The 23,994-nt window shown below is 68.0% G+C and carries 23 protein-coding genes; 11 read left to right on the top strand and 12 right to left on the bottom strand.

What is annotated here, in order from left to right; translation table 11 throughout:
• Positions 1 to 64: 64 nt before the first annotated feature.
• The 4 genes from D000_RS0102290 to D000_RS0102270 form a co-directional block, all read right to left on the bottom strand.
• Positions 65 to 763: a hypothetical protein gene (locus D000_RS0102290; RefSeq protein WP_026279703.1), complete on the bottom strand. Its 699-nt coding sequence runs from the start codon at positions 761 to 763 to the stop codon at positions 65 to 67.
• A 7-nt stretch (positions 764 to 770) separates the two neighbouring features.
• A complete protein-coding gene (locus D000_RS0102285) occupies positions 771 to 2,327 on the bottom strand; it encodes an EAL domain-containing protein (RefSeq protein WP_018871936.1) in 1,557 nt (518 codons plus the stop codon).
• Positions 2,328 to 2,725: 398 nt separating this feature from the next.
• Positions 2,726 to 3,694, bottom strand: a complete 969-nt coding sequence (locus tag D000_RS0102275; RefSeq protein ID WP_026279702.1) for a pentapeptide repeat-containing protein — start codon at positions 3,692 to 3,694, stop codon at positions 2,726 to 2,728.
• A 135-nt stretch (positions 3,695 to 3,829) separates the two neighbouring features.
• Positions 3,830 to 4,753: a patatin-like phospholipase family protein gene (locus tag D000_RS0102270; protein WP_018871933.1), complete on the bottom strand. Its 924-nt coding sequence runs from the start codon at positions 4,751 to 4,753 to the stop codon at positions 3,830 to 3,832.
• A 144-nt stretch (positions 4,754 to 4,897) separates the two neighbouring features.
• Here D000_RS0102270 and D000_RS0102265 point away from each other — a divergent pair, with 144 nt between their 5' ends.
• On the top strand, positions 4,898 to 5,455 hold the full coding sequence (locus tag D000_RS0102265; protein WP_026279701.1) for a hypothetical protein: 558 nt from the start codon (positions 4,898 to 4,900) through the stop codon (positions 5,453 to 5,455).
• A gap of 35 nt (positions 5,456 to 5,490) precedes the next feature.
• Complete coding sequence (gene trxC, locus D000_RS0102260) at positions 5,491 to 5,925, top strand: thioredoxin TrxC (protein ID WP_026279700.1); 435 nt, start codon at positions 5,491 to 5,493, stop codon at positions 5,923 to 5,925.
• 26 nt (positions 5,926 to 5,951) lie between these two features.
• Here the strand turns inward: trxC and D000_RS0102255 are convergent, their stop codons facing one another.
• The 5 genes from D000_RS0102255 to D000_RS0102235 all read right to left on the bottom strand — a co-directional run bounded on the left by D000_RS0102255 (position 5,952) and on the right by D000_RS0102235 (position 9,662).
• Positions 5,952 to 6,302 (bottom strand): hypothetical protein, encoded by a 351-nt coding sequence (locus D000_RS0102255; protein ID WP_018871930.1) that lies wholly within the window; start codon positions 6,300 to 6,302, stop codon positions 5,952 to 5,954.
• A 47-nt stretch (positions 6,303 to 6,349) separates the two neighbouring features.
• A complete protein-coding gene (locus tag D000_RS0102250) occupies positions 6,350 to 7,381 on the bottom strand; it encodes an MDR family oxidoreductase (RefSeq protein WP_018871929.1) in 1,032 nt (343 codons plus the stop codon).
• Positions 7,382 to 7,644: 263 nt separating this feature from the next.
• A complete protein-coding gene (locus D000_RS0102245) occupies positions 7,645 to 7,965 on the bottom strand; it encodes a hypothetical protein (RefSeq protein ID WP_018871928.1) in 321 nt (106 codons plus the stop codon).
• 139 nt (positions 7,966 to 8,104) lie between these two features.
• Complete coding sequence (locus D000_RS0102240; protein ID WP_026279699.1) at positions 8,105 to 8,848, bottom strand: bifunctional 2-polyprenyl-6-hydroxyphenol methylase/3-demethylubiquinol 3-O-methyltransferase UbiG; 744 nt, start codon at positions 8,846 to 8,848, stop codon at positions 8,105 to 8,107.
• A gap of 121 nt (positions 8,849 to 8,969) precedes the next feature.
• Entirely contained in the window at positions 8,970 to 9,662 is a 693-nt protein-coding gene (locus D000_RS0102235; protein ID WP_018871926.1) for a VTT domain-containing protein, read from the bottom strand.
• Between the two features lie 117 nt (positions 9,663 to 9,779).
• Here D000_RS0102235 and D000_RS0102230 point away from each other — a divergent pair, with 117 nt between their 5' ends.
• Entirely contained in the window at positions 9,780 to 11,315 is a 1,536-nt protein-coding gene (locus tag D000_RS0102230) for an AAA family ATPase (protein WP_018871925.1), read from the top strand.
• Positions 11,316 to 11,394: 79 nt separating this feature from the next.
• Entirely contained in the window at positions 11,395 to 11,856 is a 462-nt protein-coding gene (locus tag D000_RS0102225) for an RT0821/Lpp0805 family surface protein (protein WP_018871924.1), read from the top strand.
• A 26-nt stretch (positions 11,857 to 11,882) separates the two neighbouring features.
• Here D000_RS0102225 and D000_RS0102220 read toward each other — a convergent pair whose 3' ends face one another.
• Positions 11,883 to 13,238 (bottom strand): diguanylate cyclase, encoded by a 1,356-nt coding sequence (locus D000_RS0102220; RefSeq protein WP_018871923.1) that lies wholly within the window; start codon positions 13,236 to 13,238, stop codon positions 11,883 to 11,885.
• A 250-nt stretch (positions 13,239 to 13,488) separates the two neighbouring features.
• On the opposite strand from D000_RS0102220, the gene D000_RS0102215 reads away from it, so the two are divergent.
• From D000_RS0102215 to D000_RS0102195, 5 genes are all read left to right on the top strand, one after another.
• Positions 13,489 to 13,977 carry a PleD family two-component system response regulator gene (locus D000_RS0102215; protein WP_018871922.1) on the top strand — a complete coding sequence of 163 codons (489 nt, stop codon included), beginning with the start codon at positions 13,489 to 13,491 and terminating at the stop codon, positions 13,975 to 13,977.
• A gap of 130 nt (positions 13,978 to 14,107) precedes the next feature.
• Entirely contained in the window at positions 14,108 to 14,629 is a 522-nt protein-coding gene (locus D000_RS0102210) for an Hsp20/alpha crystallin family protein (protein ID WP_018871921.1), read from the top strand.
• 33 nt (positions 14,630 to 14,662) lie between these two features.
• Positions 14,663 to 15,694 carry a DUF2235 domain-containing protein gene (locus D000_RS0102205; RefSeq protein WP_018871920.1) on the top strand — a complete coding sequence of 344 codons (1,032 nt, stop codon included), beginning with the start codon at positions 14,663 to 14,665 and terminating at the stop codon, positions 15,692 to 15,694.
• Positions 15,695 to 15,775: 81 nt separating this feature from the next.
• Positions 15,776 to 16,156: a DUF2237 family protein gene (locus D000_RS0102200; protein ID WP_018871919.1), complete on the top strand. Its 381-nt coding sequence runs from the start codon at positions 15,776 to 15,778 to the stop codon at positions 16,154 to 16,156.
• A 162-nt stretch (positions 16,157 to 16,318) separates the two neighbouring features.
• Positions 16,319 to 18,673 (top strand): HDOD domain-containing protein, encoded by a 2,355-nt coding sequence (locus tag D000_RS0102195; protein ID WP_018871918.1) that lies wholly within the window; start codon positions 16,319 to 16,321, stop codon positions 18,671 to 18,673.
• Positions 18,674 to 18,685: 12 nt separating this feature from the next.
• Here the strand turns inward: D000_RS0102195 and D000_RS0102190 are convergent, their stop codons facing one another.
• Positions 18,686 to 20,812, bottom strand: coding sequence for a DUF1631 family protein (locus tag D000_RS0102190; protein WP_018871917.1), 2,127 nt, complete (start codon positions 20,810 to 20,812; stop codon positions 18,686 to 18,688).
• A 250-nt stretch (positions 20,813 to 21,062) separates the two neighbouring features.
• Between D000_RS0102190 and D000_RS0102185 the strand changes: the two genes are divergently transcribed.
• Together D000_RS0102185 and D000_RS0102180 are read left to right on the top strand one after the other, a co-directional pair.
• The gene (locus tag D000_RS0102185; RefSeq protein ID WP_018871916.1) at positions 21,063 to 22,310 is read left to right on the top strand and encodes an HD-GYP domain-containing protein; all 1,248 of its coding nucleotides are present in this window, start codon (positions 21,063 to 21,065) and stop codon (positions 22,308 to 22,310) included.
• Between the two features lie 34 nt (positions 22,311 to 22,344).
• Complete coding sequence (locus D000_RS0102180; RefSeq protein WP_018871915.1) at positions 22,345 to 23,619, top strand: EAL domain-containing protein; 1,275 nt, start codon at positions 22,345 to 22,347, stop codon at positions 23,617 to 23,619.
• Positions 23,620 to 23,628: 9 nt separating this feature from the next.
• Here the strand turns inward: D000_RS0102180 and D000_RS14335 are convergent, their stop codons facing one another.
• A complete protein-coding gene (locus D000_RS14335) occupies positions 23,629 to 23,991 on the bottom strand; it encodes a hypothetical protein (protein WP_018871914.1) in 363 nt (120 codons plus the stop codon).
• Between the last annotated feature and the right edge of the window lie 3 nt (positions 23,992 to 23,994).

Below are 23,994 nucleotides of genomic sequence, written 5' to 3'. Positions count from 1 at the left end.
TCGGGTTCTTCCGGTTCCGGGCTGTGAGCCAGCGGGTGCGCCTCTGGTTGCGGCGGGTGGTGGTTCAACTCGTGGCGAGGGGCTGGATCAGGAGTTCGAGCTGCGAGGCCGCCTCGGACGAACTCGTGCCCGCGGCAGCGGGTTGTGGACGGCTGCGCAGTACCAGGCGCTCCGCGCCGATGCCGGTCTGTGCCAGCGCGTGGCCGGCGGCCAGGGCGCGCGCCTTCGGGTCCGCCTGAGAGCTGGCCGTGGTGCTGGCAGCCGGTCCCAGGGCGGTTACGGTGACGAGACTGGCGCGGAATTCATCCAGCAGGCGGCCGATCACGGTCAGGGCCTGCCCCTGGTCGTCCGCGCTGGCGGCCGCGGACAGGGCGAGGCGGATGCCGCGGTCGCGGTGCTCGATCGCGACCGGGAGGCCCGCCAGTTCCTGGCGAAGGCGCGCGCCGAGAACGTCCATGTAGTAGCCGAGGCGGTCGGCTTCAAGGGGCTCGTGGCCGTGCGCAAGCAACGCGGTGATGCGCTCCTGCTCGGCCGTTTCCGAGTGGGCAATCTGCAGCTCCTGCGTACGCGCATCGCCGGCCTGGGCGTCGTCTGCTTCCGCCGCCGCACCATCGGCCTGTGTGGCCGTGGACTCGGGGGCCGGGTCCGTGCTCGGACGCTCGCCCTCCACGGGCAGCAGGGCGCAACCGCCAAGTATCGTGGTCAGCAGTAGGGCCGCTGCGGGATGGCGGGTTCGGCGCCGGCAGGTTGTGGGTGCTTGCATGTTTGCCTCAGTGGTGCTCGCACCAGGAACGGAAGGCTGCGGCGGTCAGCGGGTGGCTGAAGAGATAGCCCTGCCCGCCGTCCACGCCCTGGCGGCGCAGCCATTCGACCTGGTGCTCCGATTCGATGCCCTCAGCGACGATGTGCAGGCCCAGGGCACGGCCCATCTCGATCACGTGGCCAATGACCGGACTGGTGGTGGTCTCGTGGGCGATGGCATCGCAGAAGGATTTGTCGAGTTTCAGTGTATCCAGTTCGAGGCGCTCGAGGTAGGACAGACTGGAGTACCCGGTCCCGAAATCGTCGACCGCGATGCGGTGGCCGCGGCGCCGCAATTCCCGCAGTCGGCGGTGGACGGCGTCGCTGTCGAGCAGGGAGCGTTCGGTCAGTTCCAGCCTGATCGATCGCGGGTCCACGCCCGCTTCGCGCAGGGCGGTGCGCAGGGCATCGCCGAAACGGTCCGAGACCAGATCCTGACCGGTGATGTTGAGGTTGATCGCGAGGTCCGGGCGTGCGCGCAGGGTGGCGCCCTGTTCGCGCAAAATGGTACGCAGGATGGCGAGCGTGAGATCGGTGGCCTGGTGAGTATCCTCCGCCAGCGGGACAAACACATCCGGGCCAATAGTTTCGTGGTCCTCGCGGTGCCAGCGCGCCAGCGCCTCCGCGCCGCGGCAGCGGCCGTCGGCAAGGTCCACGATCGGCTGGTATTCGACGCTCAGGCGGTCGCGGGCGATGGCTTCGCGGAGTTCGCTGGTCAGGCTCAGGTGGCGTCGCAGATAGCGCAGCACCAGCACTAGCCAGAGGGCCACCAGCAGCAGCCCGAAGACTCCGGCCAGGATCAGGGTGGGCAGGTAGCGATCCCAGAAGGCGGCCAGGGGCTGTACCGCGATCACATCGATCGGGAACAGGGTGCCGAGCGAGAATCGGCTAACAATACGGGCTTGCGCCCGGTCCACACTGAGGCCGGGGGGAGTGGCCTCGGGGTCGGGCAGCTCGGAGTCGTGCGGGTGGCGGTTCATGGCCAGCCCCTCCACCCAAAGGCCTACTTGCTGATCCTCCAGCATACCCGGGGACATCAGCAGGCGCGGGTCGATCGCGACGTCGTGCTGGCCAAAGCGCATCAGGAACAGCTCCACGCCGCCCACCGCGGTGTCGGGCCCGGGCCACCAGGCGACCACGCCGGTGTCGTAGATACGGCTGGCGCGCGGTGGGGTCAACGCCTCCCCCTGCACGAAGCCGGCCCCGCACTCGCGCTCGGCCGCGCGCCAGTAGCCAATGGCGCGCACATAAGGGCGGGCCATCGCGGCATCCTGCAGGTGTTCCAGGTGTTCCGGCGAGCAGGGTTCGAGCTCCAGTCGGTTCAGCCGGTCCAGCAGTTCGCGGGCGTCGACCAGCGCACCCTCGGTCTGTTCGCCCAGGCGCTGCGCCAGTTCCGCCAGGCGTTCTTCCTCGGCGGCGACCGATTCCTGCCACAGGAACCACGCGAGGGCGGCCAGGGGCAGGAGGATGCCCATCAGCACGGCGGCGGAGACCGATAGCAGGACCTTGTCGCGTCGGGTGAGCATGGTGGCCGGGGCTAGAGGCGAGACTGGGATTGTAGGGGCCCGTGGTCGGCCTGCACAGACGCAGGCTCGGTCTATTCTTAAAAATGGGGGCCTGTCAGGGATCTGCGCCGGGCGCCCGCGGCACGGGAGGGGAGAGGCACATGAGCTTTCGATTGAGCAGGAAGTCCGAAGCGGTTCGGCGCGCATCGACCCCGCCATCCGTGGAGGCGGGCCCAGTGAATGCGGGCCCTGTGGCAACGCCGTTCAGCCGCCTCAGCATGCATGCAGGGGTCGCGGTCTGGTGCGACTGCTGTTCCTGCGCGGCGGAGCCTTACTGGGCCGAGCAGGCCGCGGCGCTGGGTATCGAACTGGAGCCGGAAGACCGCGGCGGTGACTGATTCGCGCACGGCATGCGGGGTTCAGTCGCAGGTGCCCACCGAGTCGCGTGCGCAGCGCCGACCATCGACCCAGATGCTGTGGCGCAGCCGGGCGCCGTCCAGCCGCGCATCGGTCAGGTTGGCACCGCTCAGGTTGGCATGGGAGAGATCGGCGTCTTCCAGACGGGCGCCGGCGAGGTTTGCCCGGATCAGGTCGGCGCCGGTCAGGTTGGCGCCGTCGAGTTCGGCCCGTTCCAGCCCGGCCAGCGTAAGGTCGGCAAAGCGCAGGTCTGCTCCGGACAGCCGCGCGCCCCGTAGGCGTGCGCCGGCCAGGCGGGTGCTGTGCAGCGAGGCCCCGCTCAGATCGATGCCGCGCAGGTCGGCACCAGCCTGATCGCAGTAGTTCCAGTTGACTCCCGGGGCCGCGGGCTGGGTGCAGTCGGGCGCCGGTTCGCGTTCGAAGCGCAGGGCAAAGCTGATCAGCAGTACGGCCGCCACGGTCACGAGGATGCCGCCGGCCAGCCACGGCCGCGGGCCGCGCAGCCAGGCGCTCCAGGGCGCGGGCGGACGTTCCAGGATCTCGCGCCACTGCTGGCGGTGGCTGAGGGCTTCCGGCGATTCGGGGCAGCGGCGGTCGCCCTTGCGGCGTTCCAGGATCTCTGCCGGCGGGTTGCCGTGGCGACGCTCGCGCAGGCGCTCGTCCTCGCGCAGCCGGGCCTGATCCAGGCGTTCGCGCCCCTCCGGGCTATGCGCGTTGTGCAGTTCCTCCGGGATCAATTGAGGGCACTGGGCGATCCGCCACCAAGTCTCCTGGTCGCGGCTGACCGAGTCATCCGGGCGCAGCCGGCCAAGGATCAGGAAACGGCCGATCGCCGCTTCGGGATAGGGACCGCAGACCCGGTCTTCGCGCCGGGTGAACCACAATGTGTGGCCCGTGCCGGGGGTATCCGGCGGGCGGTCCTCGGGGGCGGCTGGGGGAGCGTCTGGGGGCTGGGGCGCGTCGCGGTTCACGGCTCTCGCATCCGGGGGTGGCGCCGCGTCCGTTGCGGCGGATGCCCGGAGTATAGGCCAGGGGCACGCGGATTCATGAGTCGGCGCGCGTTGTCCCCGGGTTTGCCGCGAGTGGACGCGGCGGTCGCGGGGCGTTTACGGCTTGTCCTGCTCGGCCTCGATCCCCCACGCGGCGAGCTGCTCGCGCAGCTCGTCGGCGACCGGCTGCGCCTTTTCCATGATCTCGCCGATGCGGTTGAAATGCAGCAGGCGAATCCCGTCGGTATCGGGTACCAGGTACAGATCGGGTGGATCGTAGCGCTTCATCTGGCGAATGATGGACCCCTGCATGATGCTGAAGCTCTTGAACAGGAGGTCGGTGATGCCCAGATCGTCGGTGTCGTTGCGTTCGCCGGTGCCGGACACGTCGACTGCGATCACGTAGTCGTACTGGCCCTGCAACAGATCGTAGGGCAGCGGGTTGGAGGCGCCACCGTCAATCAGGTACTGGTCGTCGCGCTGCACGGGGGCGAACAGCCCGGGTACCGCCATACTGGCCTCGACGGCCGCGAACAGGTCGCCTTCGTCAATCACCACGTTCTCGCCGGTGCGGAAGTCGGTGGCCACCACGGCAAGAGGGATGCGCAGGTCGTCGAACTCGCGGGCCTCGGTGTGTTCGCTCAGAAAGCGCAGGAATTCGCCGGAATCCAGCAGGGCGTCGTGCCCCAGCCGCAGCGGGATCAGGTCGCGCAGTCGCAGGTTAGATTGCGCCAGACCGGTCAGGGCGTCCAGCTCCGAGCCGGCGAAGTCGTCGAAGAGATCCAGGATCTCGTCGGCATTCAGCCCGGCGGCGTACAGGGCGCCGATGACCGCGCCGATACTGGTGCCGGTAATGCGGTCAGGCTGTGTGCCCAGCTCGTCGAAGACCTGCAGCACGGCGATGTGCGCAAGGCCGGCGGCGCCGCCCGAGCCCAGTGCCAGTCCGATGGTGGGTGGATCGCGGTCGCGCGCCTCCGCCGCCAGGGTGGCCGGTGCAGCGCCGAGGGTCAGGAGCAGGGCAAGGACGAACAGGTTTCTCATGGATCAGTGTTTCTCTGGAATGCAGGAGGCATGCTGCTACCCTGAGACGGGGTACAGCCAGGAGCAAGTCGTTTGAAGCAACAGGGTACAGGGGCAGGCGCGGGCACGCTCCCGCAGGGCTTCAAGTGGGGATATCTGGCGTTCGTGCTGGCTCTGGTGCCGGTGTATGCGACGGTGCACGGCTGGTTCAATTTCCTGTGGTTTTCCAATGTGGCGCTGCTGGGCGGGCTGCTCGCAACCTGGCTGGAGAGCCGGCGCATCGCCAGCATGATGCTGGTGGCGGTGGTGCTGCTGGAACTGGGCTGGGTGCTGGACTTCCTGCTGAGCATGGTGGTGTGGGGCTGGGCGCCGCTGGGGATCGTGCACTACATGTTCAACCCCGAGATCCCGCTATTCGTGCGGCTGCTGTCGCTGTACCACCTGCCGCTTCCGTTTGTACTGATCTGGCTGGTCTGGCGCCTGGGCTACGACCCCCGCGCCTGGCGCTACATGCTGGTGCTGGGCTGGGCCATCCTGCTGCTGACGTTTGCGCTGGCGGACCCCGAGAACAACGTGAACTGGGTGCTGGGCCCGGGCGGTCAGGTCCAGGAGTGGATGCATCCGGTTGCGTGGCTGGGCGTGGTGATGGCTTTTTGTGCCGGGGTCTGGTGGTTGACCCATCTTCTGTTCGGCTGGTTGCTGCCGCGGCGCGGAGTAGAATGAGGCGGTCTGTCGGGTGGTAATGGCGAGGTGCTGCTGTGAGTGAGTCCCTGCATGTGGTGTGTCCGCATTGCGATGCGGTTAATCGAATCCCCGCCCCGCGCCTTGGCGCGGGCCCGAAGTGCGGTCAGTGCCACCAGCCGTTGTTCGCTGGCGAACCGCTGGAACTGACGAGCACGAATTTCCGGCGGCACGTCGAGCGCAACGATATCCCGCTGCTGGTCGATTTCTGGGCGCCCTGGTGTGGCCCCTGCAAGATGATGGCGCCTCAGTTCCGGCAGGCGGCTGGGGAGCTGGAGCCCACCGTGCGGCTGGCCAAGGTGAACACCGAGGCAGCACCCGACCTGGGACAGCAGTTCGGGATTCGCAGCATCCCGACGCTGGCGCTGTTCCGCGGCGGTCGCGAGCTGGCCCGCCAGGCGGGGGCCATGGGCGCGGCGGATATCGTGCGCTGGACGCGCGGCCAGCTGTAGACGTGGGTCCGGGCCGGCGTCCCGTGTTAGCCCAGTCGGCGCCAGGCCTCGTGGCCGCAGCTCATGCACTGGTACTGGGCCTCGAAATGTCCCGGTTCGTCCGGGCGCTCGCGGATGGTGCCGTCCTGAAAGGTGAAACTGCGCAGGGTGCAGCGCGGGCATTTCTCTACCGGGTCGCGCGGCGGACGGGGTTCGCCGGATGTCGGCGCGGGCCCGCCGTCCGTGGAGCCGGGGGCTTCCTCCAGCGCCTGATTGAGCTCCCGCGTCAGTTCGGCGGCGAGTCGGTGGGCGGCCTCCGCTCGGTCCTCCCGGGCCATGGCTTCCAGTTCGGCGAGGCGGTCGCGGATGGACTTCAGTCGGGACGCGAGTTCGGTCATGGGGATCTCCGGAGGGGTGTGCCCGCAGAATAGCCGGTTTGGGGGCGTCAGTTGGTGCCGTTGTCGCCAGGCTCTGGGGAAACTTGTTTTCCTACGCAAACCACCGTGCGCCCGCGGATTCGTCCGGCGAGGATCTGCTTGCCGTAATGCGGCAGGTCATCCAGTCCGATCTCGGTGGTCATGGCCTCCAGATCGTGGCCGGGGAGCAGCGCGGCCAGGCGTTTCCAGGTCGCCAGCCGTCGTTCGGTGGGGCACATCACCGAGTCGATCCCCAGCAGGTTGATGCCGCGCAACAGGAACGGCAGGACCGTGGTTTTGAGCTGTGCCCCCCCGGCCAGGCCGCAGGCCGCCACCGAGCCTCCATAGCCCATGCCGGCGAGTACATGGGTCAGCATGTCGCCCCCCACCGTGTCCACGCAGCCGGCCCAGCGCTCGCGCAGCAAGGGCTTGTTCGGGACCTCGGCCAGGTCGGCGCGGGGCAGGATTGTCGAGGCGCCCAGCCGGTGCAGGTAGTCGGCGTTCTCCGCGCGGCCGGTGACGGCGGTGACCGTGTAGCCCAGGTGGGCCAGCAGACGTACGGCGATGCTGCCCACGCCGCCGGAGGCACCCGTGACCAGGATCGCGCCGGCGTCTGGCTGCAGGCCGTGGTCCTCCAGGGCCTGGATCGCCAGCATGGCAGTGAATCCGGCGGTGCCCGCGGCCATGGCCTGGCGTGCGTTGTAGCCGGCAGGCAGCGGGACGAGCCAGTCCGCTTGCACCCGGGCGCGCTCGGCGTAGCCGCCCCAGTGGGTTTCGCCCACCCGGTAGCCAGTCAGCACAACGGGGTCGCCCGCGCGGTAGCGTGGGTCCGCGGACTCGAGGACTGTCCCGGCCAGGTCGATGCCCGGGACGTGCGGGTAGTCACGGACCAGGTTCCCTTGCCCCTGCAGGATCATGCCGTCCTTGTAGTTCAGCCCGGAGTAGTGCACGCGCAGCAGGACCTCGCCGGCGGGCAGGTCATCGAGCTTGAGTGGGCGGATTGCCGCCCGCGGTCCATCGGGCGTGTGTTCGAGGATCAGAGCCTTGAAGGTGTCGGTCATGCGGTCTGGCTTGTTGTACGGTTGGGACCGAGAGCCTAACAAAGGCGCGGGTGCGCCGAGAGGTGGAGACGCTGCGATTGGCACAGTCGAACAACGTGACCGACACGTTGACGGTCAGCCTCGGCGTAAGCACGGTGAGCGGGGCGCGTTTGACGCCCCGGAGGATCTGCTAGGAGAGGCGGACCGGCGGTTCTGCTGCGCCAAGCGCGAGGCGAGCCAACCGGGTCTGCGCGGCGGAGCTGTGAGCCGCCCCGCCAGAGTCGCTAGTCGCCGGCTGCGCGGGTCGGGCGCTCGCGCGCGTCGGGCGAGCGCGCGTCGGTGCGTTCCAGCAGGGGTACGACGGGCGTGGACTCGCTGTCCTCGCTGACGAACTGGTCGCCTTCCATCCACGGTGGTGGCAATTGCGGCCGCATGTCCTGGACCTGGGCCAGATTCGGGAACTCGATCTTGGAGAACAGTTCGGCGGCGGATTCCTGTGCCTCGGGGTTCTGCACGGTCAGCACGAAGCCCGTGGCCAGCACCAGCAGGGACAGCTGGAAGCGCTGATCGCGATAGGTGGAACGTGAACGCAGCAGATCGAGCATCGGATGGTCTCTCGGGAGTCTTGCTTGGGAAGACATTACGCCGGGGCGGGTGGTTCCTTCAAGCGGGCATGAGGAAAGGCCGGTTTTTCAGCGGGCCCGGGGCGCGTCCGGTGCAGGACGCCCGCGCGGCCGGAGGATCTCAGGGTCTGCGGCGGCAGACCAGGAAGACCTCCTGCACTCCCTCGGTAGGCACCATGCCAGGGCTCAGTGCGAGTGGCTTCTGCAGGCGCAGGCCCAGGGGCATCAGGAAACGATTGTAGACCTTCATGGCGACCGGGCGGTGGCGCTGCAGGAACCACATCCCGAGATCGGTGAGGCGCGAGGATTTCGGTTTCATCCCGAAGATCGCGCTTTGTTCGATCGTCAGCCCGTGGCGTTCGAGTAGCTGGATCAGATGCGCCGGCTCGTAGCGCCGGTAGTGGCCGACGATGTCGTCGAACGGGGTCCAGTATTCCGGGTGCAGCGGGGTCGACAGCAGTACCCGGGCCCCGGGCGCGGCCACCCGCGAGAGCTCGCCAAGGGCCGCTTCGTCGTCCTCCACGTGCTCGATGATGTCCAGTGCACACACCAGATCGAAGCGGTCTGCTGCATAGGGCAGGGCGGAGATCGGCGCGGTCTGGGTGACACCGCCCCGATGGTCCAGTGCGGCCAGGGCCGGCTGGCTGATGTCGACGAAGTGGGTGTCCTCGATGGGCAGGCGCGGGCGCATACCTGGCCCCACTTCAAGGCGGCGCTTATGGGACGCTGCCAGACGGGAGACCAGGGCCCAGGTATTGAAGCGCTCCGGGGCTACCAGGCGGGTATCTGCCCACAGGCCATCGTAGAAACGCTGATTGACGTCGCCGATGTCCGAACAGGGTTGTGGGGAGGGCTCTCGAGTCACGTAGAGGGTGCGCTGGAATGCGGGAGGACAGTCTAACGAACCTGCCGGACGGTGACAGGGTTGCGGGCGTGTAGCGGGAAACCGTTCTCGGTTTGAGGGGGGCGACCGCATGGGTACGCCGTCATGGCCGGCCCGCCCGCCGGCGCGAGTGCTGGCGCTGAATCCAGTAGCGCAGCACCGATCCGAGCAACAGGAAAATCGCCAGCACGACCAGCGGCAGGAGGGTCCGGGGTTGCAGGACCTCGCCGGTGGCGATGGCCTCCGTGGCCTCGTGGATGGCAGTGGCGTAGACGCTCCACTTGACGGCCAGGCCGAGCACGGCCGCCAGCAGGAAGCCGCCCAGCGGCAGGCCGAGGGCCCCGCCGGCGTAGTTGACCATTGAATGCGGGAAACCGGGGAACACCCGCAGCGCCATCTGCGTGGCGACATGGCCGTGGCGCCGCAGGAAATCCGTCAGCCAGTTATCCTCGCTGCGCGGGTGTTCGGTGCGCGCCAGGCGGGCGGCGACCCGGTAGGCCCCCCAGGCACCACTCGTGCTGCCGATCAGCAACAGGCCGACCGCGACCAGCGGCGGATGGAACGGGGCGATCAGCCATATGACCAGCGTCCCCGGCAGGGCGAAGACGAGCATCAGTGCCATGAGGAGCACCAGCCCGGCGGTGGCCCAGGGGCCGCCCGCGAAGGTCTCGCCCCAGGCCAGCAGGCGGGCCGGGTCCCCCAACCACAGGGCGATACCGATACCCAGCGCAATCAGCAGGACCAGCACGCCACGCCCCAGGCTTGCGCGTGTGATCCGGCGGTGGACTGGCGGCATGGGTTCTCCGTGGCTGGGGCGGGCCAATGGTCTCAGGGTAGACGATGCGCACGGGTGGCGTGGATGATCGGCGAGGGATGGGTACACTCCGGCGGGGTACCTCGAAGGAGCAACGGATTGGGCAAGAAGCTGGAGAATCGGACGGCACACAAGATCCTGCGCGGACTCAAGTCGCGTTATCCGGTGTTCTACTTGCTGGGTTGGGACGAGGATCGCCTGGAGCGGCTGCTGCGCTCGGTCGCGCGCTCGTTCTACGGCGAGGATGGCCACCTGGACGTCTGGTCCGCGAGCCATGGGTTCGGCGAACACGATGACCCGGACGCGCCGACCACCGATCCGGTCGCGGCGGTGGCCCGGGTGGCCGCAGGGGAGACGGATGCGCCACGCATGGTCCTGCTGAAGGACCTGCCTACCTGGTTCGATGACAACCCGGCGCTGGTGCGCGGAGTCCGCGACCTCTACTACCAGCTGAAGAAGGGTCGCAACGTGGTGTTCCTCAGCTGTCCGCTGCTGAAGCTGCCCGAGATCCTGAAAAAGGAGGTCTTCCTGGTCGAGGTGGATCTGCCCTCGGAGGCCGAGGTGCTGGAGCAACTCGAGCACACCCATGGCACCGAGGCGGTGCCGCGCGAGCAGTTGTTCCGCGTCGCGGCGGGGATGCGCGGGCTGTCCCTGAACGAGGTCGGGCATCTGAGTGCCCGCCTGTTCCGGGGCAAGCCGATGCCCGAGGCCGAGATGCTGGCCGAGATCCAGGAGGAGAAGGGCCAGATCCTGCGCAAGGAAAGCTGTCTGGAGTTCTATCCGCCGCAGCCGTCGCTGGATCAGATCGGCGGGCTGGAGAACCTGAAGGAGTGGGTGCGCACCCGGGCCGACCTGTTCAGCGAGAAGGCCTGGCGCGACAACGTGCCGTTGCCGGCCGGGGTGCTGTTCATGGGCGTGAGTGGCTGCGGCAAGAGCATGGCGGCCAAGGCCATCGCCACCGCCTGGAATCTGCCGCTGGTACGGCTGGACATGAGCCTGGTGTTGTCGGGCAGCTTCGGCACGCCGGAATACGCCTTCGCGCGGGCGACGCGCATCGCCGAAGAGATCGCCCCGATGGTGCTGTGGGTGGACGAACTGGAGAATGCATTCGGCTTCGACAGCCATGCCGCTGGCAGCGCGGGCAACGTCAACATCTTCTCCAGCTTCCTGACCTGGCTACAGGAGAAGTCGCCGCGGGTGTTCGTGGCAGCCACGGCGAACCGTATCCAGCAGTTGCCGGCCGAGCTGATGCGCAAGGGTCGCTTCGATCAGCTGTTCTTCCTCGATCTGCCCAATGTGGACGAGCGCAAGGAGATCCTGCGCATTCATGTGCTGCGCCATGGCGGCAGCATCGAGGACTTCAACCTGAACTACATGGCTGCGAGCACCGAGGGCTGGAGCGGGGCGGAAATCGAGCAGGCGGTGAAATCGGCACGCATCGACGCCTACCGCGAGGACCGGGTCTTCAATCAGCGCGATGTGATCCGCAATGTGATCAACACCGTACCGTTGTCCCGGACCATGGTGGAGCAGATTCGCGAAATCAAGAGCTGGGTGTTCCAGCGCGCGATCAATGCCTCGCAGCCGGAGGCCTCTGGAAAGGGCGAGGCAGGGGCGCCACCGGCGCCGGAGTGAGACGTACCGCTCCCTGCTGCTGGATATCCGTGGTCTATAGTTTTATCGAGGGTAACTCCCGCGGGTCCTGGAGGGCGGTATGTGGCGAAAGGTCATTCTGGCGACAGCTCTGGCTGCGGCTCTGGGCGTGAGCGGCTGCGCCACGCATCAGGGTACGCAGGAACAGGCCGGCATGGTGATTGGTGGCGTGCTGGGCGGGGCGCTGGGCTCGCAGGTGGGGTCCGGGCGCGGGAGAACCGCGGCCATCATCGCCGGGACCCTTGTCGGTGCGGCCATCGGCGGGTCAGTCGGACAGTCGATGGACGAGGTGGACCGGTTGAAGACGGCCCAGACCCTGGAGAGCGTGCGGACCGGGGTGCCCTCGCAATGGGTCAACCCGGATTCCGGCAACCAGTACACGGTGGTGCCGACGCGGACCTACGAGAGCACCGCTGGCCCCTGTCGGGAATACACCATCGACGCAGTGATTGGCGGGCAGACCGAGCAGGTCTACGGGACGGCGTGCCGGCAGCCGGACGGCAGCTGGCGCATCCAGAACTGACGCGGTCGCGGCGCCGGGACGGCTGCTCAGCCGGCCGGCTGCACGCTGGTGCCCGGGTTTTCCGCGGGGGTGTCGTCTTGCGCGGGTGTCGGGGCGGTGGCGTCATCGAGGGCGCGGGATACGACGCGGTCGCGGCCCTCGTTTTTCGCCTGATAGACGGCCTGGTCGGCCACCCGGAACAGGTCGTTCATGCTGACGTCACGGCCGGACGGGCGGCTGGTCACGCCGAAGCTGGCGGTGATCGTGAGCCCCGCCGGGCGCAGCTCGCGCAGCTGCTGGCGCAGTTCCTCTGCCCGGGTATGAGCGTCGAAGAGATCGCACTCCGGCAGCACCAGCAGGAACTCCTCGCCGCCGAAGCGCAGGGCCACATCGGACTCGCGGCCGGTGGTGCGCAGCAGTTCGCCCACGCCGACCAGAACCTCGTCACCCAGCAGGTGGCCATGCGTGTCGTTGATCTTCTTGAAGTGGTCGATGTCGAGCAGGATCAGGCTTAGCGGCATGTCCGCCCGGTTGGCCTCGGTAAAGAAGCGCGCAGCACACTCGGCCAGGACATTGCGATTGCGCAGCCCGGTCAGCGGGTCGATCATCGCCATGTCGTAGAGCTTCTTGCGCTGACTCTGAACCTCCTCGAACAGGCGCTTGTTGGCGAGCAGGTTGCCGATGCGGGCGCGCACCTCGTCTTCCAGGACCGGCTTGGTCACGAAGTCGTTCACGCCCAGGCGGAACAGCTCGGCGCGACGGTTCTGGTCGTCCATGCCGGACATCGCCACGATCGGCAGGCTCGTCTTGTCGGGGAATTGCTGGCGCAGGCGGCTGACCAGCCCCATGCCGCTGATCTCGCCCTCGACCAGGATATCGCTCAGGACCAGGTCCCAGTTGCCTTGATCGAATGCGTCAAGGGCATCGGCGGCGCTACGGAAGTGTGCGACCTCCAGCCCCATGCCCTCGAGGATGCGCGTCATCACGCGGGCGACGGTGGGGCTGTCCTCCACATAGAGTACATGCCCCTCGTGTGCGTGTTCCACTGGCCGCCCGTAGCGTGCGGCCTGGTGGAACAGGTCGCGGATATTGGTCTTGTCGTGGACATCGGTGGCCCCGGCCTCGAAGGCCTCGCGCCGGATCTCGTGATCCTGCTGCGTGGTGAGCAGGATCAGTGGCAGGTCATGGCCGGAGGCCTGAGCGCGGACCTGGCGGCAGAATTCCGTCCCGCTCATGTCGGGCAGGGTGATGGAGGCGCATACCAGCTCGAGGTCGTTTTCCGCGATGCGCGCCAGCCCTTCGGCGCCACTGCTGGCCATGATCGGCTTGTGCCCCGCGGCCAGGACCATACGGCTCCACAGCGCGCGGAACACGCGCGAGCGGTCGACGACCAGGATCTTCATGTGCGGGTTCCCCGATGGCGGCTGCCGCTCGGGTGGGCTGTGGGCTGGACCATGGCGCGCCGCTGACTCCTTTCAGTGCTCCGCAGACCGGCATGATGCGCGCATGGGCGCCCGGCCGCAACGCGCGCCCGCGTGCGCTGGACAGCAGCCGGGAGGGGCGGGAACAATGGCGCTGTAGACGAATTGTCCGGATCGCTATGGCGCGGCATCGCCGGCGCCCGGAAATGCCACCAGGGAGGGGGATGCAGCCATGAGTTACATGCAGCGTGTGGGGAGCCTGCTGCGCTTCGGCAAGGGCGGCGAGCGGCGCAAGAAGTCGCGGCAGGAGGCTGCGCGCGGCCTGCGCGTGCTGGTGGTGGACGATTCCCGCACCGTGGTCGCGCTGCTGGTGAACATGCTGCGGCAGAACGAGATGGACGCGTTCGGTGCCGCGAACGCCGAGGAGGGGCTGGAACGGGTACGGGAGGAGCGGCCGGACCTGATCTTCCTCGACATCATCCTGCCCGGGATGACCGGGTTCGCCATGCTGCGCCAGCTGCGCCGCGACCCGGTCACCGAGAATGTGCCGGTGATCATGATCAGCGGCAATGAGGACGCGGTGGAGCAGTTTTTTCTCGATCGTATTGGCTCGGACGACTTCATGAAGAAGCCGTTCGGCCGTGGCGAGGTGTTCTCCCGGATCGAGCGCCTGGTGGAGAAGGGCCGGCTGCCGGCGCGCCCGCGGACCTTCGGGGGCTAGGGAGACGCTGATTGAATCGCACGTGGTTCGGCTCCCTTGAAAAAGGCCGTTTCCCTGCCTACTAGGCATCAGGGGGACGCGATGGATCCGGGTTTCCCGCGAGGTTCCTTAGCCTGCGGAGGTGACGATCATGGATCTGCAAAAGCTCAAGCCCTGGAACTGGTTCAAGCGCGAGGAACACGAGCGCCCCGAGGTGGTGCCGGCTCGCCGCGAGGGGAGCGATCCGTTACTGCGCCTGCACCGCGAGATGGACCGGATGTTCGAGGATTTCTTTGGCACCGGTTCCGGCCCGGGGGGCCCCGATTCCGGGCCGCTGCTGCTGCGGCCGCGTGTAGACATCGCCGAGACCGGCACGGACTATCGCATCACGGTCGAGGTCCCGGGGATCGAGGAAAGCGCGATCGACCTGACGCTCGATGGTGACGAGCTGATCATTTCCGGTGAAAAGGGTCAGGAGACCGAAGACGAGGACGCCGGCTACCACCGAGTGGAACGCCGCTACGGGCAATTCCGCCGCATCCTCAGTCTGCCGGGAGACGCCGACAGCGCCGCGATCCAGGCCCGGTTTCGCAACGGGGTGCTGAAGATCGATACCCCTCGACGCAAGCAGGCGGACGGCGCACAAGTGCGCCGGATCCCCATCGGAGCCTGACGCGATGGCGGTAAACATGAACCTGGAGGGCGCATGACGCGCAGGATCGTGATCTGTGCGGACGGTACCTGGAACCGTCCGGAAGAGGACCTGGAGTCGGATGTGCCGACCAATGTCCTGAGGATGGCGCGGGCGATCGCGCCGGTGGATGCCGCCGGCGACGCGCAGCAGGTTTTCTACGACTGGGGGGTGGGTGCCTACTACGCCCGGCTGACCGGGGGCGTGACCGGGCGCGGCATCCACAAGAATATCCAGGATGCCTACCGCTACATTGTGCAGAATTACTCGCCGGGTGCGGAGATCTTCCTGTTCGGGTTCAGTCGGGGCGCCTACACCGTGCGCAGCCTGTGCGGCCTGATCAACAACTGCGGGATCCTCAGGCGTCCGGACGCGCGCCTGATCGAACAGGCGTTTCGCCACTACAAGAAGACCGATGCCGCACACGCCCCGGATGGAGAGGCCTCGCGGGCGTTTCGCGCGGAGCATGCCCACCCGGATCGCGAGATCCGCTTTGTCGGTGCCTGGGACACGGTCGGCGCGCTCGGCATCCCGTTCTCGCTGCTGGGGTTGCTGGACCGCACCGACGAGTTCTACGACACCAAGCTGGGCCCCAATGTGCGGATTGCGCGGCACGCGCTGGCCATCGACGAGACGCGCGCCGATTTCGAGCCCACGCTGTGGGAGCCGCGCCGGAACCTGGATTTGAAGCAGGTATGGTTCAGTGGTGTGCATGCCGACATTGGCGGGGGGTATGCTCCGGATGACCAGGGCCGCCTGGCCTCGGAGTTCCCGCTGGCCTGGATGATCGAGCAGGCGCGAGCGGCCGGGCTGGCCATCGAATCGCATCTGCCCGAGTCGCTGCGCCCCGATGCCCTGGCGCCGCTGCACCGGTCGCGGCGGCATATCTACCGGGTGCGGCGGCGCTACCGGCGTCCGCTGTATCAGCCCGAGTTCCCCACCGAGCTGCACCCGAGCGTGCTCGAGCGCTACGGTCAGGATGACGACTACCGGCCGGAGAACCTGCGCAGCCACCTGAAGGAATGGGGCTGGCCCGACGCCGACTGAATTCCCGCGGGCGGAGTGAACGCTCGCCGCATCGGCGCGCGGCTCCGTTATCCTGTAGGCAACGTACAGCGGGAGGGAGCAATGCAGCCATTTCCATCGGTGAATGTACTGGGCGGTCCGCTGGAGGCCTGCGGGCGGGACCCGGTGACCGGGTTCTACCGCGATGGCCACTGCGCCACCGGCTACGATGACCAGGGCATGCATACGGTCTGCGCGGAGCTTACGCGCGAGTTCCTGGACTTCTCCCTGGCGCGCGGGAATGACCTGATGACCCCGGTGCCGGCGTTCGGCTTCCCCGGGCTGGCGGCGGGGGATCGCTGGTGTCTGTGTGCGGCGCGCTGGCTGGAGGCCTATCAGGCCGGGGTGGCGCCGGGGGTCTTCCTGCGCGCCACCCATGAAGAGACCCTGGCGGTGATCCCGCTGGAGATCCTCAAGGAGCACGCCCGCGACCCGGCCGGCTAGCGCGTATTCAGTTCCAGATCCGATGGGCTTCGGAACGGGCTGCAAGACGATCCCGCTGCGGGATTGACGAGATCACAGGGAGAAGACGGATGGATCCGAACAGGTCGGGGCGAGTAACAGGCCCCGTCGGTGCTCCGGGCGCGTGCCGGGGGGTGCTGTCTGATGGCTGAACGCGATGCGCAGCCCGCAATCGAGCGCTTCCGGATTACCCGTGTACTCGGCACCAGTGCCCGTGACGGGCTCTACCTGGCGCATGATCCGGTGCTGGACCGCCAGGTGGCGATCCGGACGCTGACCGATGCCGGGGCGGATGCCGAGACGCGGCGGGCGCTGCTGGACGATGCGCGACGGCTCAGCCGCTTTCGCCACCCGAACATTGCGCCGATCTTCGAGGCCGGGGACTACGCCGGCGGCGTCTATCTCGTGTTCGAGTATGTCGAGGGCGAGACCCTGGACCGTATCCTGGCGCGCGGGCCCCTGGTGATCGATCGCGCCCTGGCCCTGATGCGCGAGCTGCTCGATGCCGCGGCGGCCGCCCATGAGCAGGGCGTGCTGCACGGTGCCCTGCAGCCGGCCAATGTGACCGTGAACGCGGACGGCCACGCGCGGATCACCGGCCTTGGCATGGCGCTGCCGGATGCCGCCAGTAGCGGCGAGAGCCACCTGCCCGATACCCCGTACTACCTGGCACCGGAGCAGCTTGCGGGTGGGCCGGCGAGCGAACGCGCCGATGTGTTCTCGCTGGGCGTTCTGTTTTACGAGTTGCTGACCGGAGAGCGGGCGTTTGCGGGCGCCGGCCCCGGGGCGCTGCGGCGGGCGATGCTCGCGGGTGGGCTGGAGCCGCCATCGCGCCGTGCGGGCAATGGGGACGAGCGCTTCGACGCGCTGGTGCTGCGGGCGACGCGTCCGGACCCGCAGGATCGCTTCGCCTCGGCGCGCGAATTCCGGGAGGCGCTGCTGGCCGTGGTGGAAGGCGGTGGCGAGCCCGGTGACGCCTCGTCCGATTTCATCCTGCGGCGGATCCGGCGCAAGCCGGACTTCCCCGGTATCTCCAGCCACATCCGCGAGATTACCCAGTGTTCCGACGACACGATGAAGCGTTCGGTGGCCGAGCTGTCGAACGCCGTGCTGAAGGACTACGCGACGACCCAGAAGCTCCTGCGTCTGGCCAACTCCCCGTTTTACAGTAACTTTGGCGGCAACATTCGCACGGTTTCGCGGGCCATCGTGCTGCTCGGGTTCGAGCAGGTGCGCACGGCCGCGCTGGGGCTGGTGCTGTTCGAGAATCTCAAGGGCGGGCGTCATTCCGGGCGTCTGATGGAGGCGCTGGTGACCACCCTGTTCAGCGCGATGCTGGCGCGGGACCTGGCCGACCAGGTCGGGGGCGTGGAGACCGAACAGGCGTTTGTCTGCGCGTTGTTCCACGACATCGGGCGCATGCTGGTGCTGTACTACCTGCCCGAGGAGGCCGACGAGATTCGCATTCGCGTGGCTCAGGGAACCGCCGAGGGGAGCGCGGCGCGCCAGGTGCTGGGGGTCTCCTACGAGGCGCTGGCGCGTGCGGTGCTGCAGGACTGGAATTTCCCGCGCGAAATCGTGGCTTCGGTGGAGCCGGCACCCGCCGGTGTGCTGCCGGCGGCACGCGATGCCGACCAGCGTCTGCATCGCATCGTCACCCTCGCCACGGAGATGGGGCAGTGTCTCGCGCATGCGGCGCGCGAGCAGCAGGGGCCCCTGCTGGGGGAACTGCGCCGGCGTTACCAGCAGGCCCTGGGCGTCGATGCCCGCGGCCTGCAGCATGCGATCCAGTCCGGCCGCGAGGCAATGGACCAGTTCCTCGCGGTGGTCAAGCTGCCGCCCGAGGGGCGCGAGCCGCTGCAGCGGCTGAAGGCCAATCTCGGGGTGCGGCCGGAAGGCGACGGAGACGTACGGGACGCGGCCCTGCTGGAGACCGAGGATGCCGCAGCCGGTCCCATGGGGGAGACCCCGGGGCTGAACCCGGCCGCCCAGGCGGCGGACCTGATGGATGCCCTGACCGACATGCTGGACACCATGGTCGGCGACTTCGACCTGCACACCCTGGTCCAGGGCACGCTGGAGAACCTCTACCGTACGCTGAAGCTCGAGCGGGTGATGCTGATGCTGGCCGATCGCGAACACCGGGTACTGGTGGCGCACACCGCGTTCGGGCGTGATGCCGAGACCCTGTCCGGACGCCTGCGCCTGGAGCTGTCCGGCAAAGGGGACATCCTCTCGCTGGCGATGGACCAGCAGAAGGACCTGGTTATTTCCGACAGCCACGAGGCCTCGATCAGCCGGTATATCCCGGACAGCTTCCGTCAGGCCCTGGATGCCCGCAGCTTTCTGCTGTTGCCGCTTGCCGTGCGCCAGCACTGTGTCGGGCTGCTGTATCTGGAACTGGGCGCGGGTGTGACGAAGCTGGAGGCACCGGTCCTGCGGGCCCTGAAGGCGGTGCGCAACCAGCTGGCGCTGGCGATCCGCCAGACGCGCGACTGAACCCGCTCGGGTTCAGTCTGCCGGGGCCTCGATAATGGCATCCAGGGGGTTGTCTTCCGGCAGTGCGCGCATGCGGCCCTGGCGCAGTTCCTGCGCCACGCCCTGCAGGCTGTGGCGACGGGCGTGGACGCCATCCAGCGACAGGAAGAAGAATCGCCGGGTGGTGTCCCCGCGCCAAAGCAGCGCCATGCGCAGCGGGTTCTCGCCGTCGTCGTCGGTGAATTCGAACCAGTCCCCGACATCGAGACCGATGGCCACGAATACGTGGTCATCGTCGCGGTCCTGTTCCAGGGCCGGGTCGTCGTCCTCGTAGCGCACCGATTCCCGCGTCTGCAGGCGCGCGCGCGGGTCAAAGCGCGGGGCGTCGTCTGCGGCACGCAGTCGGAACAGGTGGGCCTTGCCCAGGTGCTGTACCAGATCGCGGATGCGGTCCTCGGGGAGGCCCGCGGCCCGGGCCTGTTCCCGTGTCTCCGCGACCAGCGGGTTCACCTCGGCGGCGCTGGCCATATTGCAGATGTGGCGTACGACCTGACGCAGAGACCGATGCAGGGCCTCGCCGACCTCGCCCGTGTCGTGCTCCACCGCCAGGACCGCCTCCCAGGACTGAAAGATCTCCTCGGCCGCCGCTTCCGGCAGGTCCGCCCCGGTTTCCAGCGCCGCCAGCGCCAGGTTGCGGCGGGCCTGTTCGGCCCATTCCTCGGCATTCGGGAGATCGATCTGGGTGACCTGACGTTCGTGCCAGAGCGCGTCCTCGGTTTCCACATCTTCGAGGAACTGGTGCATCAGGACCTCCGCGGCGTCGCGGTCGAGCCGGTCCGCCTGGTTGCGCAGGTGTTCGATCGAGCGCCGGATACAGCCCAGATAGCGCTCCACGGCCTCGTGGTCGGCGCCGGTCTCCGGATTGATACGGATGGCCACGTTGATCAGGCTGCCGATCCACAGCCGCAATGGATGCGAGCGGTCACGAAAAAAGCCGAGGTCGCGGATCACGGCGGTGGCCAGCGGATATTGCATTTCCCCGATTAGGGCGCGCACGGCGGGATTGAACCCCACCTCGCGGAAGATGTGGTCAAAAAGCCCCTGGAGCAGGTCGTGGATGAAGGGCATCAGTGCGGCGCGCGGGTCCGGCTGGTCGTCCGCGACCACAAAGGCGGTCATCGGCGCGCTGCCCGCCGCCTCTGTGCCACTGGATCCGCCGGCGCGAAACACGGGCGCCTGACGCATGTTCGAGGCCCAGGCAGCCCACTGCGCCGGGTCGGCCCCGATATCCGGCATGCGCGCCGGTTCCTGCGCCGCGACCGTGCGGGTGGAGGGCTGCCATTCCGGTCTGCCCGCGACCGCGTCTTCCGATTCGGTGGCCGTGTCGTCCTGCGGGTCCTGTTCGCGGGTGCCGGCCAGGCGTTTCCACGAGGCGTTGCGGCGCAGCGCCCCGGCGGATTCGGGATCGGCGCGCGGGCCGGTGATCAGCCCGCAGTGCTCGATCGCCTCGACCACGAAGGCGAGGGTGGGGGCCGCAGTCTTCTGCATGCAGTCTAGGTAGGAGCGCATCAGGTCCAGCGTCATCTCGGTCTTGCCGAAATAGAGCTCGCCAATCTCGATCAGCCGTTCGTACCAGTGCAGCGGTGACCATGGCGCCCAGTTGGGGTGTTCGAAGCGGTTCCTTTCCTCGGCGGCCTGGGTGAACACGAAATGCGAATAGCGATTGTTCTCGCGCATCGTGGCTTCCAGTTTGTGCCGCAGCGAGCGCCGGGTGGACTGGTAGTCATCGAGAATGGCCAGGCCGTCATCCTGGTCGGCAAAGGCGACGCCGGAGAACTCGTACTGCGGCGGGTACTCGCTGCTGCGGAAGTCCTCCGTCAGGTTGTCCTGGAAATCCCGCAGCACGCGTTGTTCGAACATGCGGAAGTCGTTGGACCACAGCAGGGTGTTCTCGCTCGAGGTGCCCCAGGACCGACCGGCCTCCCATTCCGTGCGCGTGGTGGCCAGGCAGCGCTCGAGGTGTTCCAGCACCCGGGGCACGACCATCTCCGCCAGCTGTTCGCGCTGCACGATCGACAACCCGGCCATGCCGCTCCACTGGCTGGAGGTCACGAGGCCGGAACTGGCGGAACCGAGGGACGGGGCCCTGTCGAGTGGCATACGTAACCTCCGGGCTGGGGTGGTGCGTTACCATCTATCTGGCAAGACTTATGGTCCCTCACCACGCCCGGTTTTGCACGTGATGCGAAAACCGCGCGCTAACGCCAGGGAGACGCCCTGGGAAATGCGCGTGTATTAACGTCGGGTCTACTGATGCGCTGGCCGCATCCCGACGCGGGCGCTAAGTTAGGGATTGACGGGATGTGGCGGTTGTTGTGGCCACCGGGTGCGACGGCCGGATGCGATGGGGATGCCCTTGGGACTGATTCAGCAGGAGATTGCGGTCTCCGACCTGCAGGTAGGGATGTATGTCAGTCGGCTGGACCGCCCCTGGCTGGAGACCCCGTATCTGGTCGAGGGTGTACTGGTGCGTTCGCAGGCGGATATCGAGGAGCTGGCGCGTCACTGCAGCCGGGTCTGGGTGGACCGCGAAAAGAGCGCGCCCGAGGCCTTGGCGCGGCTGCCGCGTCAGACCGGGGGCGGTCCCGAGACCGGGAACCCGGTGGTGGCCGGGGAGGCCGCCCAGTTTCGTGGCATGGCGGTGTATCGCGATCAGTGTGTGATGGAGGCGGAGTTGCCGGCGGCGCGCGAGGCCCGGGCGGTTGCAGCGCGGGTGCTGGAGCAGATCCGTGCCGGGATGGAGCGCAGCCCCGGGGTGCGGATCGAGGCGGCGCGCGAGGCCTCCGAGGCGTTGCGCGAGAGCGTCGAGCGCAACCCGGATGCCCTGTTGCTGCTGGCACGTCTGCAGGACTCGGGGGATGCCCTGTATGGCCGTTGTCTGAACGTGGCCGTTCATCTGCTGGCGCTGGGGCGTCACCTGGGTCTCAACCGCGCGGAGCTGTCGCTTCTGGGCCTGGGGGGGCTGCTGATGGATATCGGCAAGATGCAGCTGCCGCCGGCGCTGTTGGTGCGCGGTGCCCGTCTGTCCCCTGAACAGCGCCGCGAACTGCAGCGGCATGTCGAGTACGGCGAGGTCATCCTGCAGCGGTCCCATGCGATTCCCGAGGAGGTGCGCGAGATCGTGGCCCAGCATCACGAACGCGAGGACGGACGGGGCTACCCGCGCGGCCTGGTGGCCAATCAGATCAGCGCCTATGCCCGCATGGCCGCGATCGTGGATTCCTACGAGGAGCTCCTGACCGGGAGCAGTCTGGTCGAGACCCCGTACGAGGCCCTGGTGGAACTGCGCGAGGGCGGGCGCTGGGGCCTGAATTCGGCGCTGGTGGATCAGTTCAGTCACTGTGTCGGGTTGTTCCCGGTCGGGAGCCTGGTGGAGCTGGACAGTGGCGAGGTCGCGATTGTGCTCAGCCACCGCCGCGCGCAGCGTTTTATGCCCCGGGTGATGCGCATCCTCGATCCTTCGCATCGTCCGTATCCGGATCCGCGAGAGCTGGATCTGGCGGATCGCGACCCGGCCTCGGAGGGTGCCCGCCGCCAGATCCGGCGCAGCTTGCCGCCGGGCGCGTACGGCGTTGATCCCGCCCGCTATTATCTGTAAAGCGTCGCAGGGGCGCATACCCGCAGGACTGCCTATGCCTGACTGGCTGGAATATCCGGATTTTCTCGCGGCCGTGGACGACCTGGGCCGGCGACCGTTGGATGCCGGTACACGGATGGCGGTGGTCGTGCTCGAGCTTGAGGGACTGGGCGACGTCGATGCGGCTTTGGGCTATCCGGCCACGGATGAGCTGATCCGGCACGCCGGGCGGGCACTGGCCGCGGCGATACCGGATGGCCTCGCCGGGATCACCGGGCGGCACCAGCTCGCATGTGCGCTGCCTGGAGTAGCCGGCGGCGGGTTCGCCGAGCTGGCTGCACACAAGATGCTCAGGGTACTGACCGAGCCGTTTGCTTGCGGCGAACGTCAGGTGCTGCTGTGGCCGCGCGCGGGGCTTGCGCTGGCCGAGCTCTCGGTGGCGCCGCAGACGCTGCTGGCCCGGGCCTACGCGGCGGTGCGTCAGGCGCGTCGGGCGCGCGCGAGTCTGCGCCAGTACACCCCGGAGGTGGCCGCGGAGATGCTGGAAGGGATCGACCTGTGGTCCCAGCTCGGAGAGGCGATCGAGGAAGGGGCCCTGCATCTCGAGTATCAGCCTCAGATCGGGCTGCGGTCCGGGCGGGTGGAATCGGTGGAGGCCCTGCTGCGCTGGGATCACCCCCAGTACGGACCAATCCGGCCGGACACCATGGTGCGCGCCGCCGAGGGGACGGACCTGATGCCGCGGCTGACCCACTGGGTCTTCAACACGGCACTGCGCCAGTGCGGCGAATATCGGCTGGCGGGCCTGGATGCGGGGGTGTCGGTGAACTTCTCGGCCGATGACCTGCAGGAGCGCGAACTGGTGGAGCTGGTCGCGCAGTCACTGGAGGTCTGGCGTGTGCCGCCGGAGCGGGTCACCATCGAGCTGACCGAGACCGCGGTGATGGAGAGCGATGATGCCGAGGCGCGGTCGGCGCTGCAGCAGATGAAGGCCCTTGGGCTGCGCGTGTCCATGGATGATTTCGGCATCGGGTATTCCTCCATGGAACGCCTGCTGCACATGCCCCTGGACGAACTCAAGATCGACATGACCTTCGTGCACGAGCTGGTCTCCAGTCCTGCGCACCAGCGCATCGTCGAGTCGATGATCGGGCTGGGCCACCAGCTGGGACTGACCGTGGTGGCCGAAGGCGTGGAGGATGCCGCCACCCTGGAGCATCTGCGTGCGCTGGGCTGCGATCTGGTGCAGGGGTTTTACCTCGGTCGCCCGGCCCGTCTGGACCGGTTCATGGAGCAGGCGTGCCAGGGTGGCACCGCGATCGGGGGCTGAACGCGGTGGTCATTCAACGGTGTCGGCGTCCGCGCCCGCGTCCAGTATCCCGATGGCGTAGGGCGCCTGATCGCGGGTATTGACGGCGTAGATCAGCTGGACAGGGGGTGCCGCCGGCTCGCCGCGCGCGGCCAGGCTGCGCACCGCGCTGACAAAGGGGGCAATGCCGATGCCGGCACCTACCCACAGCGCTGGCCGCTGCCGGACTGCGGCCAGCAGGATCAGGGTCAGGGCGAGTACGCCGGTGGCGCGGGTCAGCCAGTCGAGGATGGCGGCCGTGTTGCCGGCCTGGGGCAACAGGTAGCCGCTCGCGGCCAGCGGCAGCAGGATCAGTAATGCGAGGCCAAGTTCACCGACGCGGGCGGCACGCATGGA

Source organism: Thioalkalivibrio sp. ALJ16, from assembly GCF_000377345.1.
In the GTDB taxonomy this organism is placed as follows: domain Bacteria; phylum Pseudomonadota; class Gammaproteobacteria; order Ectothiorhodospirales; family Ectothiorhodospiraceae; genus Thioalkalivibrio.
This window is presented reverse-complemented; position numbering and strand designations above follow the sequence as displayed.